Raw genomic sequence first — 17,016 nt, forward strand, 5'->3', positions numbered from 1 at the left:
GACGAGAAGCTGCTCGCCGCGCCCCGGCGTAAGCGCGCAAAGGTTGACCTGCTCGACACCGACAGTTTCATCGACTACATCAAACGCCACGGATCGCTGACCGACAGCACGATCTGGTGCAAGGCCGACTACAAGGCAGGCACGGTCGACTTCCGCGCGATCATCAACGATCACGGCGACGCCGACTACAAGGCGGCGTGGCGTGACCACACTGCGACGTTCTCGCCCGAGTTCAGCGAGGAATGGAAGCGCTGGGCCGGCGGCAACGAGAAGCCCTTCGGCCAGGCCGAGTTCGCCAACTTTATCGACAACAACCTGAAGGACATCGCCGGCGACGACACGCTGCCCAGCGGCGCGCAAATGCTCGAAATGGCGATTTCCTTCGAGGCCAAGCAGGACATGCGCTTCAAGAGCGCGATCCGCCTGCAGAGCGGCGGCGTGCAGATGCAGTTCGTCCAGGATGACGACCAGCAGACCATCGAGAAGATGCAGATGTTCGACCGCTTCGCGATCGGCATCCCGGTGTTCTGGAATGGCGACGCCTACCGCATCGAGGCGCGCCTGCGCTACCGCGTACGCGACGGGAAGCTGACGTTCTGGTACGAGCTGATCCGCAAGGACAAGACGCTTGAGGCGGCGACCAAGACCATCATCGACACCATCCGCGAGAAGACCGGCAGTCCGTTCTTCTTCGGCAATCCCTTCTCCAACTAAACCGCTTGGCAGCCGGGGCAACCCGGCTCCAACACGCATGCTGATTGTCTTAGCGACCCTGAGAAAGTTGCGAAGGAATTGAACAGCCCGAGGCAGTCAGCATGCGTGTTGGTCTCAAGCAGAACAGCACTCCCGGAGCCGGCGGGCGGGAAACGTACCGGCACCACACCGAACATTGGAAGGACAAGCACCATGAAAACAGAAATCACCGTAGGCATGCGCGTCGAGTTCGACAGCGAATACGGCCCGCAGCGCGGCGTCGTCGTCGGCGTGCAAAAGGACATTGGCAACGCGCAAGGCTTCGCCGTCGTCGAGGTCGACCATGCACTCAGCGGCATGACCCAGTGCGTTCCTCTCGTCAATCTGCAGGCGGAAGCCGTCGCAGCATGAATGCCGTGCTCCTACTGGTCAGCACGTTCAGCCTGGTGTTCGCGCTGGGGCTGCAATCCCAGTTCGTGAACAACGGGCACTACATGGGTGCCTTCTGCAACAGCCTGCTGATCTCGCTTGGACAGCTCGGCGCGCTCCAGATCGTGCACGCGCAGACCGGATGGGACTACGGCGCCTACCTGCTCGGCGGCCCGCTCGGCATCGTCTGCAGCATGTACTTCTACCGCAACCATTTTCGGAAGGTTCGAAATGGCACGCCGCATTAAACCAAAGCGCAACAAGGTCTACCGCCCGCGCGGGACGGCCGTCTATGGCGGACTAGCCGTACTGGCCGGCCGCCTGGTTAATCGGGAGCCGCTGTCGGACGAACAGCAGACCGAGGTTCTGACCGACTACTACGCCGCCATCGACGCGTTCCTGTCCGGCCGCGCCGAGTTCAAGCACTTCGAGAAGCTGGTGTACGCGGTCAACGTGACACGCGTCCTCGCTGACATGGGCTTCGGCGACGAGTACGAGCAAATCATTTACCAGGGCATGGCAGCCGTCCAGCACATCAAGGACCGCCAGGCGCGCACGGGGAAATGGGGCCTCGACGGCGACGGCTGCAACGCCCTCTACGCGATGGAAGACCTCCACCGCGCCCAGCTCGAAATCGCCACGAAGGGCGAGGTCGAGGCAGCAATCAAGGAAATGTGGCGGCGGATCCGCGCCGGCATGCAATTTAAGGAACGGGAGCCAGCATGAAACGGGACGTTTTCACCATGCAATTGCCGCTTGGCCACGAGCTGGCGATCGACAACTTCGCCGGGGGCGGGGGAGCTTCTACAGGGATTGCGCTCGGCCTGGGGCGCGAGATCGATATTGCAATCAACCATGACGGCGAAGCACTCGCCATGCACACGGCAAACCACCCGACGGCCGCGCACTACACGGAAGACGTCTTTGCTGTGCATCCAGGCTTCGTTACGCGCCAGTTGCCGATTGGCCTAGCCTGGTTCAGCCCGGACTGCAAACACTTCAGCAAGGCCAAGGGCAGCAAGCCCGTCGACAAGAAGATCCGCGGGCTCGCCTGGGTGACGCTGAAGTGGGCAACCTTTCAGGCACCGCGCGTGATCATGCTGGAGAACGTCGAGGAGTTCCAGGACTGGGGGCCAGTCGGCGACGACAACAAGCCAATCAAGGCCGAGAAGGGGCGCACCTTCCGCGCGTTCATCGGTGTGCTGACGACCGGCATTCCTGCCGACCACCCGGACCTCGAGGAAATCTACACCGTGCTGGGGCATGACTTCCCCATCGAGCGCCTGCACAAGGGTCTCGGCTACCAGGTTGAATGGAAGGTGCTGCGCGCCTGCGACTTCGGAACGCCGACGATCCGCAAACGACTGTTCCTTGTCGCGCGCCGCGACGGCCGTCCGATTGTCTGGCCGGCGGCAACCCATGGCGACCCGAAGAGCGAGGCCGTCAGGAAAGGCAAGCTGCAACCGTGGCGAACCGCTGCAGAATGCATCGACTGGTCGATTCCCTGCCCGTCCATCTTCGAACGCAAGCGCCCGCTGAAGGATGCCACGCTGCGCCGGATCGCCAAGGGCATCATGAAATACGTAGTGAACAGCGCAGATCCGTTCATTGTTGGCGCCGGCGGCCCGATTTACGGCGGCAAGCCGGCTGACATCGCCAAGCCTTTCGGCACGCTTACGACGGAGAATCACCGCGCACTGGTGCAGCCGATCTTCGCCCCGGTTATGACCGAGCATGCGAACGCCTCGTCGCCGCGCTGCATGCCCGCGGACGAGCCGCTGCGGACGATCTGCGCGCAGGTCAAGGGCGGGCACCATGCGTTGGTCGCCGCGCACATCACGAAGTTCCGCGCAAATAGCGTCGGCAGCGGTGCGGACGAACCGCTCCACACGATCACGGCCGGCGGAGAATGCCAGCGCCCGGCGGGCGCCGCGCACGCCATGGGCGTAGTGACCGCCTTCCTCGCGAAGCACTACGGCGGCGTCGTTGGAATCCCGGCGGACGCCCCGACCGGAACCGTTACCGCAACCGACCACCACTCCATTGTCACCGCCCAGCTGGTCGGCTGCGGCGGCCGGGCCGGGCAATCTCGCCCGCGTGACGCCGGCGAACCGGCGGCGACGATCACCAGCAAGGCGGATACTGCAGTCGTACGCGCTACACTTATGCGTAAGGAGACCACACATGAATGCAATGCAAGCGATCAAGAAGGCAATCGAGCTGGGACTGATCGAGGTCGACTCGAACGGCGCTGCCTGGAAGCTGGCGAATTTGAATCGCTACGGGCACATCACGCCGGTCTCCCGCCGGCGAGCGGAGTGCAACCTGAAGAACGGATACTTAGGTATCAAGGTGGCACTGGATGGGAAGCAATACTTAATGCTTGCCCACAGGGCGGTCTGGACGCTGTTCAGGGGCGAAATACCGGAAGGAACGGACCTGAATCACATGGACGGCGACAAGACCAACAACAATCCGGCCAACCTCGAATTGGCAACACGGAGCCAGAATCATCTGCATGCGTATCAAATGAAGCTCCGCGAGCCGGCAATACGGCCCATAGTGGCGAAACATGCCGAGGAAGCGCACACCCTCAGGACACAGGGCCTTTCCTACAGCGCGATCGCGAAGCGCCTGGGCATTTCACAGTCTACAGCATTCCGTGCGGTGCAGAGCGCGTCAAAGCGTTCCTGATTTCCTACTACAGAACAGATCAAAACCCGGGCCTCGAAAAACCCCTTCCTACAGTCACCACAAAGGACCGCATCGGCCTGGTCACCATTCGCGGCGAGGAATACGCGATCGTCGACATCGGCATGCGGATGCTCACGCCGCGCGAGCTAGCGCGCGCACAGGGCTTCCCAGACAGCTACATCCTGGACCCCGTCGTGAATGGCAAGCCGCTTCCGAAGTCGTCGCAGGTCCGCATGATTGGCAACAGCGTCTGCCCGCCTATGGCGAAGGCGCTTGTTGAAGCAAACTTCGCACACGAACGGTCGGTGCAGAAAGCAGCATAGGGAGGCTAAATGTCCGCAGTAATGAAACCGATTTACATCGATCTTCCCGACGTGTCTGCAGTCGTTTCACTCGGCGAAACCACTATCCAACGGATGATCCGCGAAGGGGAGTTTCCGGCGCCGCGGCAACTATCGGGGCGACGAGTAGCCTGGCTTGTCCGTGAAATCGAAGAGTGGGCAGAGAATCGGCCTGTCTCGAACCTCCCCCCGCCCCAGCATACGGGAAAGCGGAATGCATGAACAACCTCTGCAGTTCGACTGAGCACCGCTCCCGTGTTCGTTTTAAAGCTTGAGATCTGATTGCAGGCCTATTTGTCATCAGAGCATCATCGAAAGGTTGCTCGGGCGGACGGTCCTTAGTATCCAGCGTCCGCCTCCGTTGTCATGTCAATCAGCTTGCCTTGCGTTCTCTTGGAGCCAGAGAGAAGCATTCGCGAACTGCGCCGTCCAAAAGGCAAATAGCTGACCATTCGAAAAGCTTGGCGTCTCTCGTCGCAACCGACGGATATGTTCTGCTGCAATCGATTTGAGGGAGGAAATGGCCGCAATTCGCGTTTCAGGAGTAAGTCTTGCAATAAGGGACTTAGAAAACAAATGAGCCTTTAGACGTCCCTTTTGGGATTCACTCTCTTTCCTAGCGTCGTCTACTAGATACTTTTCGTTATCAATGTCGACTTCTTTAACGCAAAATAAGTCATAAAATTGTAGCGTATCGAGGACTAAGAAGCCATGCTCGTGGGCCGCCTCGCCCACGGGGATTCGTTGATCCTCCACTACTAACAGCGCTCCATTTTCCCGCATAAGACGTTGAACGCTTGATTCGGGACCGAACTCGACCAGCCATTTGTTTGGATTAATTTCGTGGAGGACGTTGCACATAACGACCACGTCAACACCGTCGGCGTGGTCTTCGCGCAATGCGATTAGGTCTGTATAGAATCTTTTCTCAGATGTTCCGTACACCTCCTCGATGACGGCCCTGCATCGCTGATTTTGTTCTCCAATAAGATCGTAGGCAAGGTAGTCGTATGAATTTGCTACATCGTTCCCAGCCTCCAGTAGTGCCGCAAGGAGACGGCCCTGCCCTGCCCCGAAGTCCAAGACCTTAAGCTTCTCCCCCTTTTTCCTCGAGTGCAATATACGCGCCATCTGCGCTTGCTGGGTGTCCCCTGGTGCCGGCGCCACTGTAACCGGGGGCAATAGGCACTCAGATGTAAAGCGATTGGATGCGAGCTTCGACGGTAAGTCAGTGAAGTCACGAAGCTTTGCAATTTCTTCCTCAGCCCCAAGCAACCCCTGCAGTACAACCTCAGGTTGTTTTCCCGCCTTAGCCAACTTGGAATCTTTGACGTACCAGACGCACCCGGGGTCCGCATATGCGAGCCTAGCAATGAGCGGAACAGAGTGTGTTGCAATCCAAATTTGTCCGTTGACCACCTTCTCAGAAAGAAGATCAATAACTTCGGCCAGCACGGCCGGATGCAGATGATTTTCCGGCTCGTCGAGGAAAATGAGTGCATCTTCAAGTGCCGCACCTTGAGCATGGAGCGCCGTTGCGAGCATCAGCAGAACCTTTTGACCAGAACTCAATGTATCGGTGTAGTCGGTTCGCCCAAACAAGCTCACTTGCTCACTTGTTTCCAGCTTTGGTTTAGCGGCGGCTCCAAGAAGCTCACAAACTAGTTGCTGTAACGCCTCGCCATTCTCTACTTCTACATAGTGTTCCGGTGTGGCACGAGCCTTGTATATTTCGAACTCAGCATTTCGTGCTGTACGAAGGATGTACTTAACGTAGCAGGGCACGGTGAATTCAGCTTGAGTCAGCCCGAGGTTCGTAGCCGACCTCGCATATTCCTGCAAGCTTCCTTCTGTCTGCGCGTTCGGATGGCGAAGGCGAGCAATATCAGGAAGGAAGAAGACGGGATTAACCGCTGCGTCTTCTGGGTATGTGCCAACTGCGGACCAACGTTTCAGCACCGCCGAAGACTCGCTTAGCCGCCGCTCGTGCGCATCAATTTCCGCCTGCATTGCCGCCGGATATCCGCGCCCCTTGTGCATGTCCAGAAACTTAGTTTCAACTTCGACTGAACGGCGATACTCAGCAATTTTAATGTTTTGTCTGTCATGGCCAATAGCAGCTATAAGATTAAGTAGTCGTGTCTTGCCACTTCCATTTGCACCGGCAAGAAGTACCACCTTTCCAAGCTTCGACATCGAAACGCGTTCATTGAAACCAAACTGCGGATAATTGGCCAAAATGGACTGGTCAAATGATAAAGAGGTAATGCGCATCGTCGGCTCACAAAGGTATTTGCATTAAGACCAAATGGTAGCGCGAAGAAAACGCATTTAGTTAAGATCTTTATAGGCGGATCAAAGCTTCAAGCTTTTGTGCTAGCTTGCTCAGCCACTCCCGCCGCTCCTTGTCGTAGGAGTGGCGGTTATAAACTCCCTTCACGCCTGGCTGCATGTGTCCGAGAATCGCCTCAGCCACAGAATCAGGGCAACCAATCGCCGCCAGCAAGGTGCGCGAGGTGCGGCGCAGGTCATGCGGTGCCCAATGCGTGACGGTGAGTCGAGGCCGCAGCTGTTCCTTCCGCGTCTCGGAATACGGCATGTGATACCAGACTGCGGTCTGAATCGTCTTCTGTTGCACGTGCTCGACCTCGCCGGCTGTCGCCGGGAACAGGTATCCATTCCTTGCAAGCGGAAGGCGCCGCCGCACAATCTGCTCGGCCCGCCCAATTAGCGGCACGCGCAGGTCCGTCGCGTTGACGTGCCGTGCGTTCTTGGTCTTGGCCTTCGGTATCGTCCACCACAGGCCGTCGACCTCCTCGGTTATCTCTTTCGCCTCCATGGCGCAGATTTCAGAGCCGCGCGTGCACGTCCACGAGTACAGGGTGAGCACGTCCTCGATTGTCCGGCTGAAGTTCGGCAGCCAGGCGAAGAGGTCTCGCAGCTCCTGCTCGGACAGGTGGCGCTTTGCGGTGCCGATCTTCTCGCCGGCGATCGCCTTGCCCTGGCTGCGCACCTTCCCTCTCAGGATCTGGCGCCACCAGTTCGGTGTTGTCTCCGGCAGCTTACCAGCGTCGATTGAATAGTCCCACGCGGCCGCAAGTTCGGTCCGCAACTTTGTACATTGGACGGGATGGTCGAAATGACTCTCCAACAGCTCGAACGCGTCAGCCCGCGCATATGTGGCCGCCGGCCGGTGGGCATGGTCGCCGAGCATCTTATCGAACATCCGTCGAACCTCCTTTGCGCCCTTCGGCTTGCGGTGCCGGTCGATATAGCCATCCAGGTAGAGGTCGCACACCTTTCGCACTGTGAAGGTGGCATTGCGCTTCTCTTCCCGCTGCTTCTCGACGGCGGCACGCTCCTCGACCCGCGCGTTGCGCCGCTCTAGTGCCGGGTCCCGCCCGTTTTTCCGCGCCTGCGACAACCCCTCCCACTCCACGATCGCCTTCGCCGGCGACATGGCCGGCCACTCGCCGATCTTCACCTGCCGCATGCGCTGGTCGATCGGGCTCTTGTATCGGTAGGTCCAGGCCTTCGTGGTATTCGTCGCTTCCAGACGTAGCCCGGGGGCGTCATCAATGGTAATGTGTGCACCCGACGGCAACAGCTTCGCTTCCCGCGCATCGAAATTCATCACCCCTCCCGGCGTAACTTTTTGCAGACGCGGGAAATTGTAGCGTAACTTTTCAAATCACTGCTTTAAAAACTACGCTGATTTGTGGAGTGTCACGGGGTGACGCAGGGTGTTGCGGGTAGAACGAAGAAAATACAGGTCAGGCGAAAGAAGTGAGCAATCAAGCACTTACAAAAATTTCCGAGAAAAAACAAGGCCTTGGAGAGGCGGATATTTCACGCCACACCCCGATGATGCAGCAGTATCTGCGCATCAAGGCCGACTATCCGGACATGCTGGTGTTCTACCGCATGGGCGATTTCTACGAGCTGTTCTTCGACGATGCCGAAAAGGCCGCGCGCCTGCTTGGCATCACCCTCACCCAGCGCGGCGCGTCGAACGGCACACCGATCAAGATGGCGGGCGTGCCTTTCCACTCGGTGGAACAGTATCTCGCGAAGCTGATCAAGCTCGGCGAGTCGGTGGCAATCTGCGAGCAGATCGGCGATCCGGCAACCAGCAAGGGGCCGGTCGAGCGCAAGGTGGTGCGCGTGGTCACGCCGGGCACACTGACCGACTCCGACCTGCTGCCGGAAAAATCCGAACGACCGCTGCTGGCGCTGCACATCGTCACTCAGCGCAAGACGATGAGCGTCGGCCTCGCATGGCTGGCGATGGCAAGCGGCGCGCTGCGCGTGATGGAATTCAGCGGCGATGCCAAGGCCCTCGAGGCGCGGCTCAAGCAGGAGCTTGAACGCATCGCGCCCGCCGAAATCCTGCTGACCGAACAAACTGCATCCCTTCCTGTCCTTCCGGCCAACGGCAAATGCACGACCGTGCCGGACTGGCACTTCGACCTCAACGCCGGCAAGAAGGCGCTGCTGGAACAGCTTGCCGTGGCAACGTTGAGCGGCTTCGGCGCTGATAGCCTGGCTGCGGCGATCGGTGCGGCCGGCGCGCTGCTGCGCTACGCACAGTCGACGCAGGGCAAGGGCCTGCAGCATGTGCGCACGCTTGCTGTCGAATCGGAAAATGAATTCATCGGCCTCGATGCGTCCACCCGCCGCAACCTGGAACTGACGGAAACCATCCGCGGGCAGGAAGGGAACGGCGCCGCCCCTACCCTGTTCTCACAACTTGATCACTGCCGTACCGCGATGGGATCACGCCTGCTGCGCCACTGGCTGCACCATCCCCGGCGCGACCAGGAAGTGGCGAAGGCGCGGCATGCGGCACTGAACGCGCTGATGCGCGCCGATGCCGCCTCCGGCCTGTCAGCGACGCTGGCTGCGGTGCCGGATATTGAACGCATCACCACCCGCATTGCGCTGCTTTCCGCCCGTCCGCGCGATCTGGCCGGCCTGCGCGCCGGCCTGCAGCAGCTGCCCTCACTGCGCGCCTACGTCGCGGTGTGCAACAAGGATGCGGATGCGCCGCTGCTGAGAGCCATTCACGACGCGCTGGCGACGCCGTCGGAATGCCTGGAGCTGCTGGAACGCGGCATCGCGCTCGAGCCGGCCGCGATGGTGCGCGACGGCGGCGTGATCGCTCGCGGCTTCGATGCGGAGCTGGATGAACTGCGCGCGCTGTCGGAAAACGCCGGCCAGTTCCTGGTCGACCTCGAGGTCCGCGAACGGGCGCGCACCGGCATCGCCAACCTGCGGGTCGAGTACAACAAGGTGCACGGCTTCTATATCGAGGTCACGCACGGACAGACCGACAAGGTGCCGGACGATTATCGCCGCCGCCAGACGCTGAAGAATGCGGAACGCTACATCACGCCGGAACTGAAAGCCTTCGAAGACAAGGCACTGTCCGCGCAGGAGCGCGCGCTGAGCCGGGAGAAATTCCTCTACGAGAAAATACTGGCCGACCTGGCGCCCCACATCGGCACGCTGCAATCCATCGCCCATGCGCTCGCGCAGCTGGATACGCTGGTCGCGCTGGCCGACCACGCGATGCGCAACAACTGGTCCGCGCCGCACCTGGTGCCGGAGCCGGCCATCCTGATCGAGCAGGGTCGCCATCCGGTGGTTGAAAACCAGATCGAACGCTTCATCGCGAACGACTGCGAGTTGAACAACGAGCGCCGGCTGCTGCTGATCACCGGCCCGAACATGGGCGGCAAGTCGACCTTCATGCGCCAGGTCGCCCTCATTACGCTGCTGGCCTATGTCGGCAGCTTTGTGCCCGCCACCCGCGCAACCATCGGTCCCATCGACCGCATCTTCACCCGCATCGGCGCCGCGGACGATCTTGCCGGTGGCCGTTCCACCTTCATGGTGGAGATGACGGAATCAGCGGCCATCCTGAATGGCGCGACCGAGCATTCGCTGGTGCTGATGGACGAGGTCGGGCGCGGCACATCGACCTTCGACGGCCTCGCCCTGGCCTGGGCGATCGCCCGCCATTTGATCGACACGACGCGCAGCTTCACGCTGTTCGCAACTCATTACTTCGAGCTGACCCAGTTGCCGGAAACGCATCCGGCGGCGGCGAACGTGCACCTGTCGGCGGTGGAGCACAAGGACAGCATTGTGTTCCTGCATGCGGTGCAACCCGGCCCGGCGTCCCAAAGCTATGGCCTCCAGGTGGCGCAGCTGGCGGGCGTACCGCAACCCGTGATCAGGGCGGCCCGCAGACACCTTGCTGTGCTGGAAGCCCATTCCGTGCAGTCAACCCCGCAATTCGACCTGTTTGCATCTCCCCCGGCCGCACTTGTCGAGGAAGAAGAGCACGAACGCGGTCCGGATGCGGCGGTCACAGCGGTAAGGGATGCGCTTGCGGAAATCGACCCGGATGCGATGACGCCCCGGGAGGCGCTTGACGCCTTGTACCGGCTGAGGGCCTTGCTCGACCAGCAATGAAAAACGTCATGTTGCAGTCAATGCTGCTATGCGTCGCCCTGATGCAGGGGCTTCCTATGGCGCACGCGTTCGATGCATTCAGCTTCGGCGTGGTTGCGCATGCATTGCCGCGGACGGATGTCGACAGCAACCTCGGAAACACCATCAAGGAAACCGACGCGGAAAACCTTGCATTTGTCGTCGTCCACGGATTGAAGGCCGGTCGCGAGCCTTGCACGGACAACCTCTATCAGCAAAGAAAGGAAGTGCTGCAGGACTCGCAGCATGCGCTGATCCTGTCGCTGACGGCGAGCGACTGGGCGGAGTGCCGCACCGAGGTCGGCAAATCGGATGCGCTGGCCAAGCTCAACCGGCTGCGCGACCTGTACTTCGCAGATAGTTTTTCACTTGGCGCCGACAAGATCGCGCTGGCGCGCCAGTCCACCATCGCCAAGTTCCGCGGTTTTGCCGAGAACGCGCGCTGGACGATCGACGGGATCATGTTCGCAACAGTGAATCTTCCAAGCGACAACAACCACTACCTGCCCGACGCCGGACGAAATAGTGAATTCGAGGACAGGCTGGTCGCAAACCGCAATTGGCTCAACCGCGTCTTCACGCTTGCGCAACAGGGGAAGTTCAAGGCAGTCGTGCTGTTCAGCGATGCCAACCCGCTGTCGGCGCCGAATGCGCAAGGCAGGGACGGTTTCGCGGAAACGCGCAAGCTGATTCTTGGCCTGGCGACAAAATTTCCCGGGAAAGTCTTGCTTGTCCATGCATCGGGAGGCCAGGACAACACCGGACCGCGGATTTACTGGCAAGGCAACCTTGGGGAACTGCTGGCGGCGCCGGCATGGATGAAGGTGACGGTCAAACCGTCCGGCCCCGCATTATTTACCCTCGAGCCTTTCCCGCAGCAGGTGGAAAACCGCCACCGCTAGACATGGCGCGAGCCGCCCGGCTCGTGCTGCGCAGGACACATCCGGGCCACGGCGTCACCATGTAGTAATGACGCGGCCCGTGTAATCCCTGCATGAAGCCGGAACTTCAGTGCAACGGGTGGCTGCGGAAGTGATCGCCGTCCTCGGCTTCCGGCCCGTCACCGCCGGCATCATCCTCATCATGATGATGGCCGTGGGCGCCATGCACATGTTCGTGCGCAATCTCCTCCTCGGTCGCACCACGTACCTCGGCGACGCTCAGCGTGAAACGCAATGCCATGCCGGCAAGAGGATGGTTGCCATCCAGGACGACCTGGTCGTCGGCGATATCCGTGACGGTGAAGATCAGCGATTCCTGCCCGCCCTCGGCGTCGTCCGGCGTCCCTTCGAATTGCATGCCGACCTCGACCGGCTCCGGCAAGCGGTTGCGCGGCTCGATCTTGATCAGGTTCGGGTCGTATTCGCCGAAGGCGTCATCCGGCTCGACCTGGATCGTGGTTTCATAACCGACGTCCTTGCCCTCCAGCGCCTCTTCGATCTTCGGCAGCGTATTCTCATAGCCGCCATGCAGGTAGACCATCGGCTCCCGGCTCTCCTCAATCAGATTGCCCTGCGCGTCCGAGAGTTTGTAGTGCACCGTCACAACGGTGTTCTTGGCAATCTTCATGCTCCGTCCTTTCGTGTCAGCTTGTCGCGAGATTATAATCGTCCGCCTTCCCTTGCCACCATGGCTATTTTCTGCCTGGTCTTCTTAGCTTAACAGCAATAGCCGTGCCTATATAAATATGAAGATGAAAAAACTCCCCCTCCTTGGCGGACTCACGCCGCAGCAATTCCTTCGCGACTACTGGCACAAGAAACCCTTGCTGATACGCCAGGCGATCCCCGGATTCACTCCCCTGCTTTCCCGCGAAGCGTTGTGGGAAATGACGACGCGGGACGATGTCGAATCCCGCCTGGTCACGCATTTCGGTTCGCGCTGGCAGATCCAGCATGGCCCCTTCGCGCAGCTGCCGGCTGCGACGAAGAAGCGCTGGACCACGCTGGTGCAGGGCGTCAACCTGCATCACGACGGCGCCGACCAGCTGATGCAGCAGTTCCGTTTCATTCCGGATGCCAGGCTCGACGACCTGATGATCAGTTACGCGACCGATGGCGGCGGGGTCGGCCCGCATTTCGACGCCTATGATGTTTTCCTGCTGCAGGCGCATGGCAAGCGGTTGTGGCGCATCGGCGCCAATACCGACCGCACTCTGGTCGAAGGCATGCCGCTCAAGATCTTGAAAAACTTCACGCCGGAGCAGGAATTCATCCTCGAACCTGGCGACATGCTGTACCTGCCGCCGCAATTCGCGCATGACGGCATTGCCGTGGGCGAGTGCATGACCTATTCGGTCGGCTTCCGCACGCCATCCTTCCAGGAACTCGGGGAAGGCTTCCTGCATTTCATGGCCGAATCGGTCGACCTGCCAGGCCACTACGCCGACCCGGAGCTTGAAGCGACACGGCGGCCGGCAGAAATCGGAAGCGCAATGCTGGCGCAAGTGGCAGCCCAGCTCGACAAGATTCGGCCCAGCAAGGACGACGTCGCCATTTTCCTCGGCGAATACCTGTCAGAGCCGAAACCCACTGTCTTTTTCGATCCGCCCGAGCGTCCCTTGTCGCTTGCCCGTTTCATCCAGACCGCTGGCAAGCGTGGCGTCGCGTTGTCACGCAAAACGCGCATGATGTATGCCGGCAGGCATGTGTTCATTAACGGCGAGTCTTTCGTCGCCGGACGCGCGGACCGCGCCGCGTTGGTGCCGCTGGCGGATCTGCGCCGGCTCGACGCGGCAGGCGTTGCTGCCGCATCCCCGGACGTGCAGGAAACGCTGCACGCGTGGTATCAGGATGGATGGCTGCAGCTTGCCTGAGTCCGCGGACGAATCAGAAAAGAAGGGATTGCCTTTTTGTAGTAATTTCTTACAAATTCCTTACCCATAAGAAAACGACGCATGCTCTGTTGTAAAAAAACTCGCTATAATCTCGGGCTAGGAGTTTTTGGAGTGCCGCACTGCAACATCCGTGGCATGAAGAGGGCGCCTATATAGAGCGATAATTACCGGTAATTATTCATCGCATAATTTTTTATAATAAATTTTGAAGGGAAATCCATGAAAAAGACTCTGTTGATTGCATCCCTGCTGGCTGTTGCCCTGGCTGCTTGCGGCAAGAAGGAAGAAGCTGCTGCTCCGGCTGCTGCTCCGGCTGCTGCTGCTCCGGAAGCCTCCGCACCGGCTGCTGCTGCTCCGGCTGCTTCCGCTGACGCTACTGCTGCTGCTCCGGCTGCTTCCGCTGACGCTGCTGCACCGGCTGCTGCTGCTCCGGCTGCTTCCGCTGAAGCTTCCGCTCCGGCTGCTGCTGCTCCGGCTGCATCGAAGTAATCCACGGTTACTCGCAAAAAAGCCGACCATCTGGTCGGCTTTTTTGTTTTCCGCGCGAGGAAACCGCGCTCTTTACCCACCCGCCGCCAGGTCGACCCAGTCGAATCCTTCCGCCTGGCAGGCAATCATCACCTCGATACCCTCTTTCTCGACCACGCCGCATAATGCCTTGCGCGCGAGTTCGGGCGTGTTGTTCTGCTGGGAGAGATGCGCGCCGACGACGGTTTTCAGGCGGGATTTGTCCAGTGCCGCGAGGATTTCCGCCGTCGTTTCGTTCGCAAGATGCCCGTAGTCGCCGCCGATACGGCGCTTGAGCGACGGGGGATAGGAGGAATTCGCGAGCATCTGGCGATCGTGATTGCACTCCAAAACCAAAGCATCGCAGCCGCCGAGGGCGGCGATCAGGTGGGAGGTCGCCTGTCCGGCGTCGGTCAGCACGCCGAGGCGGAAGCGCTTGTCGCTTGCGACATACTGGACCGGTTCCCGCGCGTCGTGCGGAACGGTGTAGGGCGTGAATAAGAGGTCCTGTATCGCGAAGCTGGCGCCGTCCCGGCAGAAAGAAATGTCCACGCCTTCACAATCGTGGCGCACTGCTTGGTAGGTGCCGAAGGTAAGCCAGACCGGGACGCGATGCCGACGCGCGAACTTGAAGACGCCGCCGACGTGGTCCTGGTGCTCATGGGTGACGACGATGCCGGCGAGCTCGGTTGGCGCCAGTCCTGCTCTTTGCAGGCGCCGTTCGGTCTCGCGTATCGCGAACCCGCAATCCAGCATGACGGTGGTGCGTGTCGTGCCGGATGCGGTGGAGATCAGAAGCGCATTTCCTTCACTGCCGCTTCCAAGACTGGCAAATTTCAATAGCTGATTCGATTACTTGAGTTGCTCGTTCAACAGCGACAGGATCCTGTCGGCAATCTGCGACGATTCCGCGCGGCCATCGCTGTTGAGCACGCTGACCTGGCTGGCCGCGCCAACCGACTTCACCGCAATGCGGTAACGCTGCGCCGATTTTGCCTTGTCATCGGAGCCGAAGGAGAACAGTTTCGACAAGAAGCCCTTGTCTGCGGCCTTCTTTTGATCCTGGTCCGGATCGACATAACGGACATAGTACAAGCCCTGCGCACGGTCGCGGTCTTCGACGGTGAAGCCGACGCGGTCGAGCGCGAGGCCGACGCGCCGCCATGCGCGGTCAAAGCCTTCATCCACTTCGACAAAGCCGCCGCTGGTGCCTTTGACCAGCTTGGCGCGCGACGGTTGCGCCGCAACGCTTTCGACGGTTGTCCTTGCACGCGTCGTTTCCACGCCGAGGCGGGACATCAGGCGCGACAGGAATTCGGCCTCGAGTTCGGGATCGGCCGCACGCGGCGTCCACACGGTCGAATCCTTCTGCTGGCCGACCAGCACTTCCTGCATGCCGCGATGGCTGATGTAGATCTCGGTCGTGCCGTCCGCGGTACGCTCGAGGCGGGTTCGGAACTTGTCGCGTTCGCCGGTCGAGTAGAGCGCGTCGAGCGCCTTGCCGATGGTGTTGCGAATGAAATCCTGCGGGATTTTCGCGCGGTTCTCCGCCCAGTCGGTTTCCATGATGCCGGCCTGCGGCTGCTCATAGCTGACCAGGAATCCGGAATCCTGCCAGAAGTCCTTGATCTGCGGCCAAAGCGCCTCGGGCGGCTGCTTGACGACCAGCCAGCGCTGGTTGCCGTTGCGTTCGATGCGGATGTCCGTCGCGGCGCTTACGGCAACGGAAGAGGCCGCCGGCACTACCGGGCGCGTAACCTGCTGCTGGTTGTAGCTGGACGCGGTGGCACTACCCCGGGTCGCTTCCGGAATCGCATAGCGGTTTTCCCGCTGCAGCTGGGTCAGGTCCGGCGGCACCTCCAGCGACGGCGCCTTGCCGGCGCTCTTGTACTCGACGCGGCCCGGCTCCAGCACCGATCCGAGCGAGCTGCAGCCGGCCAGGCCGGCAACGGCCAGCCCGAGAATAAGTCCACGTTGAGCGATACGGGTGTTCTTGCGAATAGTCATGTCGTTGCTGATGAGGTGAAATCTGCTGGTCTGCCCGGAAGGCGGCGCTTATTGTAATACACCGGATTCGCGCAAAGCCGCGCGCACGGTCTCGCGATAGCCTTCTCCCAGCGGCACCAGCGGCAGGCGGATGCCCGGCGGGATCAAGCCCATCTCGGCCATCGCCCACTTCACCGGTACCGGGTTCGGTTCCACGAACAACTTGTTATGCAGCGGCAGGAGCTTGTTGTTGATGGCTACCGCTTCGGCCACGCGGCCTGCCATGGCGGCCGCGCAGAGTTCGTGCATGCCGCGCGGCGCAACATTCGCGGTGACCGAGATATTGCCCCTGGCGCCGCAGAACATGAGCGCCATCGCAGTCGGGTCGTCGCCGGAGTAGACGGCGAAGGACTTCGGCGCCAGGCGGATCAGGTCGCTGCCGCGCGCGATATTGCCGGTCGCATCCTTGACCCCGACGATACCCGGCACCTGCGCCAGGCGCAGGATGGTCTCATTCGCCATGTCGGCGACGGTGCGGCCGGGCACGTTGTACAGGATCGCCGGCAGGTCTACCGATTCGGCGATCTTCCGGAAGTGCTGGTACATGCCTTCCTGGGTCGGCCGGTTGTAATACGGTACGACGAGCAGGGATGCATCGGCGCCGACGTTCTTCGCATACTGCGTCAGTTCGATCGCTTCGATAGTCGAATTGCCGCCCGTGCCGGCAATCACCGGGATGCGCTTGGCGACGTGCTCCACCGCGACCTTGATCAGCTCGCAATGCTCTTCGACCGAGACCGTCGGCGACTCGCCGGTGGTGCCGACGATGACGATGCCGTCGGTGCCTTCGGCGATGTGCCAGTCGATCAGTTTGCGCAGCCCCGGCAGGTCGAGACTGCCGTCAGCATGCATGGGGGTGACAATGGCGACTATGCTGCCCTGGATCATGATGGTGTGAATGGCTAAAGAGATAAAACGTTGATTGTAGCGGATAGCCCGGTCCCGTGGGGCAATACCGGGTGCATTCGGGGT

16 protein-coding genes and 3 pseudogenes are annotated in these 17,016 nt (G+C 60.6%); 12 read left to right on the plus strand and 7 right to left on the minus strand.

Annotated elements, in window-relative coordinates; translation table 11 throughout:
• From VEC01_RS17065 to VEC01_RS17090, 8 genes and pseudogenes are all read left to right on the plus strand, one after another.
• A partial coding sequence (locus VEC01_RS17065; RefSeq protein WP_324902110.1) for a DUF2303 family protein occupies positions 1–714 on the plus strand: 714 nt, incomplete at its 5' end.
• 192 nt (positions 715–906) lie between these two features.
• Complete coding sequence (locus VEC01_RS17070; RefSeq protein WP_324902111.1) at positions 907–1,104, plus strand: hypothetical protein; 198 nt, start codon at positions 907–909, stop codon at positions 1,102–1,104.
• Positions 1,101–1,370: a hypothetical protein gene (locus VEC01_RS17075; RefSeq protein WP_324902112.1), complete on the plus strand. Its 270-nt coding sequence runs from the start codon at positions 1,101–1,103 to the stop codon at positions 1,368–1,370. The genes VEC01_RS17070 and VEC01_RS17075 overlap by 4 nt, the downstream gene beginning before the upstream one ends.
• Positions 1,354–1,848 (plus strand): hypothetical protein, encoded by a 495-nt coding sequence (locus tag VEC01_RS17080; protein WP_324902113.1) that lies wholly within the window; start codon positions 1,354–1,356, stop codon positions 1,846–1,848. The genes VEC01_RS17075 and VEC01_RS17080 overlap by 17 nt, the downstream gene beginning before the upstream one ends.
• Positions 1,849–1,865: 17 nt before the next feature.
• Positions 1,866–2,513: pseudogene (locus VEC01_RS20650) on the plus strand (DNA cytosine methyltransferase); the annotation flags it as partial.
• A gap of 988 nt (positions 2,514–3,501) precedes the next feature.
• The gene (locus VEC01_RS20655) at positions 3,502–3,816 is read left to right on the plus strand and encodes an HNH endonuclease (protein WP_414691469.1); all 315 of its coding nucleotides are present in this window, start codon (positions 3,502–3,504) and stop codon (positions 3,814–3,816) included.
• A 59-nt stretch (positions 3,817–3,875) separates the two neighbouring features.
• A pseudogene (locus tag VEC01_RS20660) lies at positions 3,876–4,139 on the plus strand (DNA cytosine methyltransferase); the annotation flags it as partial.
• 21 nt (positions 4,140–4,160) lie between these two features.
• Positions 4,161–4,379: a helix-turn-helix transcriptional regulator gene (locus tag VEC01_RS17090; RefSeq protein WP_324902165.1), complete on the plus strand. Its 219-nt coding sequence runs from the start codon at positions 4,161–4,163 to the stop codon at positions 4,377–4,379.
• Between the two features lie 147 nt (positions 4,380–4,526).
• Here VEC01_RS17090 and VEC01_RS17095 read toward each other — a convergent pair whose 3' ends face one another.
• The 3 genes and pseudogenes from VEC01_RS17095 to VEC01_RS20665 all read right to left on the minus strand — a co-directional run.
• Positions 4,527–6,431, minus strand: coding sequence for an AAA family ATPase (locus tag VEC01_RS17095; RefSeq protein ID WP_324902115.1), 1,905 nt, complete (start codon positions 6,429–6,431; stop codon positions 4,527–4,529).
• A 70-nt stretch (positions 6,432–6,501) separates the two neighbouring features.
• Positions 6,502–7,383: a tyrosine-type recombinase/integrase gene (locus VEC01_RS17100; protein ID WP_414691470.1), complete on the minus strand. Its 882-nt coding sequence runs from the start codon at positions 7,381–7,383 to the stop codon at positions 6,502–6,504.
• Positions 7,384–7,590: 207 nt separating this feature from the next.
• A pseudogene (locus tag VEC01_RS20665) lies at positions 7,591–7,791 on the minus strand (integrase arm-type DNA-binding domain-containing protein); the annotation flags it as partial.
• A gap of 230 nt (positions 7,792–8,021) precedes the next feature.
• Between VEC01_RS20665 and mutS the strand changes: the two are divergent.
• Positions 8,022–10,637: a DNA mismatch repair protein MutS gene (gene mutS, locus VEC01_RS17105; protein ID WP_324902117.1), complete on the plus strand. Its 2,616-nt coding sequence runs from the start codon at positions 8,022–8,024 to the stop codon at positions 10,635–10,637.
• An 8-nt stretch (positions 10,638–10,645) separates the two neighbouring features.
• Positions 10,646–11,557, plus strand: a complete 912-nt coding sequence (locus VEC01_RS17110; protein ID WP_324902118.1) for a hypothetical protein — start codon at positions 10,646–10,648, stop codon at positions 11,555–11,557.
• A 106-nt stretch (positions 11,558–11,663) separates the two neighbouring features.
• Here the strand turns inward: VEC01_RS17110 and VEC01_RS17115 are convergent, their stop codons facing one another.
• The gene (locus VEC01_RS17115; protein ID WP_324902119.1) at positions 11,664–12,224 is read right to left on the minus strand and encodes a peptidylprolyl isomerase; all 561 of its coding nucleotides are present in this window, start codon (positions 12,222–12,224) and stop codon (positions 11,664–11,666) included.
• Positions 12,225–12,348: 124 nt separating this feature from the next.
• Between VEC01_RS17115 and VEC01_RS17120 the strand changes: the two genes are divergently transcribed.
• Positions 12,349–13,470, plus strand: coding sequence for a cupin domain-containing protein (locus tag VEC01_RS17120; RefSeq protein ID WP_324902120.1), 1,122 nt, complete (start codon positions 12,349–12,351; stop codon positions 13,468–13,470).
• Between the two features lie 240 nt (positions 13,471–13,710).
• Positions 13,711–13,980: a hypothetical protein gene (locus tag VEC01_RS17125; RefSeq protein WP_324902121.1), complete on the plus strand. Its 270-nt coding sequence runs from the start codon at positions 13,711–13,713 to the stop codon at positions 13,978–13,980.
• A gap of 72 nt (positions 13,981–14,052) precedes the next feature.
• On the opposite strand, the gene VEC01_RS17130 is transcribed toward VEC01_RS17125, so the two are convergent.
• From VEC01_RS17130 to dapA, 3 genes are read right to left on the minus strand one after another with little or no spacing between them, the layout of a single operon-like run.
• Positions 14,053–14,838 carry an MBL fold metallo-hydrolase gene (locus VEC01_RS17130; RefSeq protein ID WP_324902122.1) on the minus strand — a complete coding sequence of 262 codons (786 nt, stop codon included), beginning with the start codon at positions 14,836–14,838 and terminating at the stop codon, positions 14,053–14,055.
• A gap of 12 nt (positions 14,839–14,850) precedes the next feature.
• Positions 14,851–16,005 (minus strand): outer membrane protein assembly factor BamC, encoded by a 1,155-nt coding sequence (gene bamC, locus VEC01_RS17135; protein WP_324902123.1) that lies wholly within the window; start codon positions 16,003–16,005, stop codon positions 14,851–14,853.
• Between the two features lie 48 nt (positions 16,006–16,053).
• The gene (gene dapA / locus VEC01_RS17140) at positions 16,054–16,932 is read right to left on the minus strand and encodes a 4-hydroxy-tetrahydrodipicolinate synthase (RefSeq protein WP_324902124.1); all 879 of its coding nucleotides are present in this window, start codon (positions 16,930–16,932) and stop codon (positions 16,054–16,056) included.
• Positions 16,933–17,016 lie beyond the last annotated feature (84 nt).

The organism is Noviherbaspirillum sp. (assembly GCF_035627455.1).
Taxonomy (GTDB): Bacteria; Pseudomonadota; Gammaproteobacteria; order Burkholderiales; family Burkholderiaceae_D; genus Noviherbaspirillum.